The sequence below is a fragment of the Oryzihumus sp. genome (assembly GCF_036391795.1).
Taxonomy (GTDB): domain Bacteria; phylum Actinomycetota; class Actinomycetes; order Actinomycetales; family Dermatophilaceae; genus Oryzihumus.
The window spans coordinates 1-5,309 of sequence record NZ_DASVZH010000061.1; the positions used below are offsets into that span (position 1 = coordinate 1).

At 72.3% G+C, this 5,309-nt stretch carries 3 protein-coding genes and 1 pseudogene; 1 reads left to right on the forward strand and 3 read right to left on the reverse strand.

Annotated features, from left to right (window positions below; genetic code table 11):
- Together VF825_RS03470 and VF825_RS03475 are read right to left on the reverse strand one after the other, a co-directional pair.
- Positions 1–330, reverse strand: a pseudogene (locus VF825_RS03470) (hypothetical protein); the annotation flags it as partial.
- Between the two features lie 163 nt (positions 331–493).
- Positions 494–2,992: an ATP-dependent Clp protease ATP-binding subunit gene (locus VF825_RS03475; protein ID WP_331110182.1), complete on the reverse strand. Its 2,499-nt coding sequence runs from the start codon at positions 2,990–2,992 to the stop codon at positions 494–496.
- 288 nt (positions 2,993–3,280) lie between these two features.
- Here VF825_RS03475 and VF825_RS03480 point away from each other — a divergent pair, with 288 nt between their 5' ends.
- A complete protein-coding gene (locus tag VF825_RS03480) occupies positions 3,281–4,249 on the forward strand; it encodes a hypothetical protein (protein WP_331110184.1) in 969 nt (322 codons plus the stop codon).
- Here VF825_RS03480 and VF825_RS03485 read toward each other — a convergent pair.
- The gene (locus VF825_RS03485; protein WP_331110186.1) at positions 4,237–5,073 is read right to left on the reverse strand and encodes an MBL fold metallo-hydrolase; all 837 of its coding nucleotides are present in this window, start codon (positions 5,071–5,073) and stop codon (positions 4,237–4,239) included. The two genes, VF825_RS03480 and VF825_RS03485, sit on opposite strands and share 13 nt — an antisense overlap.
- Positions 5,074–5,309 lie beyond the last annotated feature (236 nt).

Genomic DNA, 5,309 nt, shown 5'->3' on the forward strand with positions numbered 1-5,309 from the left:
CTTCTTCCACGTGCCCAGCGACCCGACGACCGTGACGTTCGCGCCCGGCGTGACCTTGCGCGCCTTGAGCGCCGCGGCCGCCGACGGCGAGGACGGCACCGCGCCCCCGACGTAGATGGGGCGCACCGCGGCCAGCAGCCCGGCCGGCAGGCCCTTGGCCTGGAACGGGCTCGGCGTCGGGGCAGGTGTGGTCGTCGACGACGAGGCCGCCTTCGGGGCCGGCTTCTCGGAGCCGCTGCAGCCGGCGAGGGCCAGCGCCAGGGCCACGACCCCGGCTCCGGCCGCCCGCAGGCGGCGACGGGTCAGGTGGGCTGATCGGGTCGGGCGCATCCCCACACCGTACGAGATGGCCCACGGCGAGCGGCGGCACCATGCCGTCGAATCCACCGCCGGCCGGTCTGCCGTGTGCCCGGGCACGCGCGAGGGGCCGGGTGCGTGTGCACCCGGCCCCTCGGCATACCTGCTTGGTCGGCGTCCCGTCAGGGCGCCTCCCTCACTCCGTGCCGGCGGTCTCCACCGGCGGGGAGTCCGGCGCCGCGGTGTGCGGGGTGCCGTGGAAGGTGAACTGCGCGTCCTTCTCCTCGCCGTCGGTGTCGACCAGGACGATCTCGCCGGCCTTGATCTCGCCGTAGAGGATCTTCTCGGACAGGGCGTCCTCAATGTCGCGCTGGATCGTGCGACGCAGCGGACGGGCGCCGAGCACCGGGTCGTAGCCCTTCTTGGCGAGCAGGTTCTTGGCCGCGGGCGTGAGCTCGATGCCCATGTCCTTGTCCTTGAGCCGCTCGTCGAGCTTGGCCACCATGAGGTCGACGATCGCGACGATCTCCTCCTGGGTGAGCTGCGGGAAGACGATGATGTCGTCCACGCGGTTGAGGAACTCGGGGCGGAAGTGCTGCTTGAGCTCGTCCTGGACCTTGTTCTTCATCCGCTCGTAGCCCGTGCGGGTGTCGGACCCGGCGGAGAAGCCGAGCGAGACGCCCTTGGCGATGTCGCGGGTGCCGAGGTTGGTGGTCATGATGATGACGGTGTTCTTGAAGTCGACCACGCGGCCCTGGGAGTCGGTCAGGCGGCCGTCCTCGAGGATCTGCAACAGGCTGTTGAAGATGTCGGGGTGGGCCTTCTCGACCTCGTCGAAGAGCACGACGGAGAACGGCTTGCGGCGCACCTTCTCGGTGAGCTGGCCGCCCTCCTCGTAGCCGACGTAGCCGGGCGGGGAGCCGAACAGCCGCGAGACGGTGTGCTTCTCGCTGAACTCGCTCATGTCGAGCTGGATCAGGGCGTCCTCCTCGCCGAAGAGGAACTCGGCGAGGGTCTTGGCCAGCTCGGTCTTACCGACACCGGTGGGGCCGGCGAAGATGAACGAACCACCCGGACGGCGCGGGTCCTTCAGGCCGGCGCGGGTGCGGCGGATCGCCTGGGACAGCGCCCTGATGGCGTCGTCCATGCCGACGATGCGCTTGTGCAGCTCCTCCTCCATGTGCAGCAGTCGCGAGGACTCCTCCTCGGTCAGCTTGAACACGGGGATGCCGGTGCTGGCGGCGAGGACCTCGGCGATGAGCTCCTCGTCGACCTCGGCCACGACGTCCATGTCGCCGGTCTTCCACTGCTTCTCGCGCTCGGCCTTCTGCGCCAGCAGCTTCTTCTCGTCGTCACGCAGCGACGCGGCCTTCTCGAAGTCCTGCGCGTCGATCGCGGACTCCTTCTCGCGACGCACGTGGGCGATCCGCTCGTCGAACTCGCGCAGGTCCGGCGGTGCGGTCATGCGGCGGATGCGCAGTCGCGCGCCCGCCTCGTCGATGAGGTCGATCGCCTTGTCCGGCAGGAAGCGGTCGTTGATGTAGCGGTCGGCCAGGTTGGCCGCGCTGACGAGGGCGCCGTCGGTGATGGAGACGCGGTGGTGCGCCTCGTAGCGGTCCCGCAGGCCCTTGAGGATCTCGATCGCGTGGGCGAGGTTGGGCTCGGCCACCTGGATCGGCTGGAACCGGCGCTCGAGGGCCGGGTCCTTCTCGATGTGCTTGCGGTACTCGTCCAGCGTCGTCGCGCCGATGGTCTGCAGCTCGCCGCGGGCCAGCATCGGCTTGAGGATGCTCGCCGCGTCGATCGCGCCCTCGGCGGCACCGGCACCGACGAGGGTGTGGATCTCGTCGATGAACAGGATGATGTCGCCGCGGGTGCGGATCTCCTTCAGCACCTTCTTCAGGCGCTCCTCGAAGTCACCGCGGTAGCGGCTGCCGGCGACGAGCGCGCCGAGGTCGAGGGTGTAGATCTGCTTGTCCTTGAGCGTCTCGGGCACCTCGCCCTTGACGATGTCCTGGGCCAGGCCCTCGACGACGGCGGTCTTGCCGACACCGGGCTCGCCGATCAGGATCGGGTTGTTCTTGGTGCGGCGGGACAGCACCTGCATGACCCGCTCGATCTCCTTGGCCCGGCCGATGACCGGGTCGAGCTTGCCCTCGCGGGCCGCCTGGGTCAGGTTGCGGCCGAACTGGTCGAGCACGAGCGAACCCGACGGGGTGCCCTCCTGCGGGCCACCGGTCGTGGTCGGCTCCTTGCCCTGGTAGCCGGACAGCAGCTGGATGACCTGCTGGCGCACCCGGTTGAGGTCGGCGCCGAGCTTGACCAGCACCTGCGCCGCCACGCCCTCACCCTCGCGGATGAGGCCGAGCAGGATGTGCTCGGTGCCGATGTAGTTGTGACCGAGCTGCAGCGCCTCGCGCAGGGACAGCTCGAGGACCTTCTTGGCCCGGGGGGTGAAGGGAATGTGCCCGGACGGGGCCTGCTGGCCCTGGCCGATGATCTCCTGGACCTGCTCCCGCACGGCGTCGAGGGAGATACCCAGACTCTCGAGTGCCTTGGCAGCGACACCCTCGCCCTCGTGGATCAGGCCGAGCAGGATGTGCTCGGTCCCGATGTAGTTGTGGTTGAGCATGCGCGCTTCTTCCTGCGCCAACACCACAACCCGACGGGCCCGGTCGGTGAACCGTTCGAACATCGCTATCTCTCCTCGCTATCGAGACACCTCGATGCTATCTGTGCTGCACGACATCGCGGCACCCGTCGAGGGCACCTGATGCGTGATCGGGACAACGGCTCCGCTCGTCGCGGTGTTCCTCGCCTTGAGTCCCATTCGCTCATGTTCGCCCACGGCGTACGGATTGGCCCGAACCGTCCCACTCCGTGACCCCGAGTCTGTCGGGTCCGGAGGCGCCGCGCCGGGACTTGACGGTTCCTTGCGGATCACTGGAGGCAACCGGCCGCCGAACCGGGGCGTCCCATCGGCATGGTGCGCCGCTCCCTGCTCCTGCCGCTGCTCGCCCCGCTCGTGCTCCTGGCTGCCTGCGGCCAGCAACGCGTCGGTATGCCGGGTGGCGGGGGCAGCGGCGACGGCGGCTTCCAGCAGCGCGCCGCGGCGGTCGCGCGCGCGTGGCGGCTCCACCCGCCGGACCATGACTGGGCCCACGGCTTCGTCCCGTTGCAGAGCCTCACCCTCCCCCCGGTGCAGGGGTTCCCCGACGTCGCGACCAGGCAGGCCTTCCAGGCCGGCCTGTTCCGGCTGAAGGGGACCCTGCCGGACACCCCGCAGACGGGGTCGGTGCAGTTCCCCGACGGCAGCCGGCTGCGGGTGCCCGTGGTCGGGGCGCGCACGGCATACCGGCTGATGGACCGCGGCGGCGCGACCTGCGACGGGCCCACGACCCCGCCACCTGCGCGGGACAGCCGGCCGGCCGCGCCGTCGGGCGGGGTCGTGCCCACCGGTCTCGGCCCGTGCACGGCGCTGACAGTGACCGGTGCTCGCCTGGCGACGGCGCCGCTGCGCACCAGCCGGGGCGTGGCAACGGTGCCGGTGTGGCTGTTCACCGTCGAGCGGCTGTCCGGCCCGGTGGGCCAGGTGGCGGTCTCCCCCGACGCGGTGAGCCAGGTCCCCCAGCCGCCGGCGCTGCCACCCCTGCCCGCGGGCAGCCGGCTCGCCGCGGCCCAGGACCTCACCGGCGTCGGCGGGGAGTCGCTGCGCTTCCGGGTGGGCGTCAGCCCGTGCGACCGGGACGTGCGGGCGCGGGTGCTCGAGGCCGACGGCGTCGTGGTGGTGGGTGCGTCCGTCACGCGCAGCAACGACGGGTCGCCCTGCCCGGCGATCATGATGCTCGACCCGGTACGGGTGACGCTGGCCGCCCCGCTCGGCGGGCGCCTCGTCGTCGACGTCGCCACCGGCCGCCCGCTGGCGCTGAACCCGGCGGCTCAGACCGGCTGAACCGCCCGCGGCGGCAGGCACAGGCGGGTGCCGTCAGGGACGATCCGAGCGCCACACGCGGCGAGCCGATGCGCGAGCTCGGCACCGGGCGGGTTGAAGTGGCTGAGGTGGACCGCGACCACGTCGGTGCGGTCGGTGACGGCGCCGACCCGGCGCAGGGCGTCCACCGTCGCGGCGAACGAGCCGAAGGTGAGGTGGTCGCCGGGCAGGTCGGTCCGGTCGCCGAAGGTCTGCTCGAGCAGCAGCAGGTCGAGCCCGGCGCCCGCGAGCGCCTGGACGGTCCCCTCCGGCAGCTCGGCGGTGTCGGTGGCGTAGAGCAGCCGCTGGCCGGCAGGCCCGGTGAGCTCGTAGAGCACGGCCTCACCCGGGGCGCCGTGGTTGGCGGCCAGCACGCGCACCTCGTGCCCGGCCACCTGGTGCGACTCGCCGGGGCGCACAGCCACCAGCTCGACCCGGTCCTGGCCCGGGGCGAGCCAGGGCCGGCAGGCGTCGACCACCGGCGGCGGGCCGAGGACCCGCAGCGGCTGGTCGGTCACCCAGCCGCGGTAGAGCAGCACCGCCGGGTCGAAGTGGTCGGGGTGCGCGTGGGTGACGAGCACCGCCTCCAGGCCGGTCAGGTCGACCCCGGCACGCAGCGCCTGCCGGGGCGCCTCCGGTCCGCAGTCGAGCAGCAGCCGCCCGTCGACCAGGGCACTGGTCTGGGCGCGCAGCTCCCCCGTCGCCACCACGTGCCGGCAGGAAGCGCACCCGCAGAACGGGTTGGGCCAGCCGTCCGCCGCGCCGGTCCCGAGGAGCGTGACGGTCATCGGGTCCTGGGCGCTCACGCACGCAGCCTGCCACGCCCGCTCACCCGGCGCGCCGGTGTCCGCACGAGGATCATCGCGGCGGTTTCGTCGCGAGAAGCGGCCCGACGTGCCGCGCCGGTCGTCCCTTGGCGCGGCCCCGGTGCGGGTGGGCCCCGACGCCGGGGGTCAGGCGTGCACGCGGCTGCGGTGCACCCCCGCCTGCACCCGGCACAGGCCGCGGGCGGCGGGCGGGGCAAAGCGGTTGAGCCGCCACA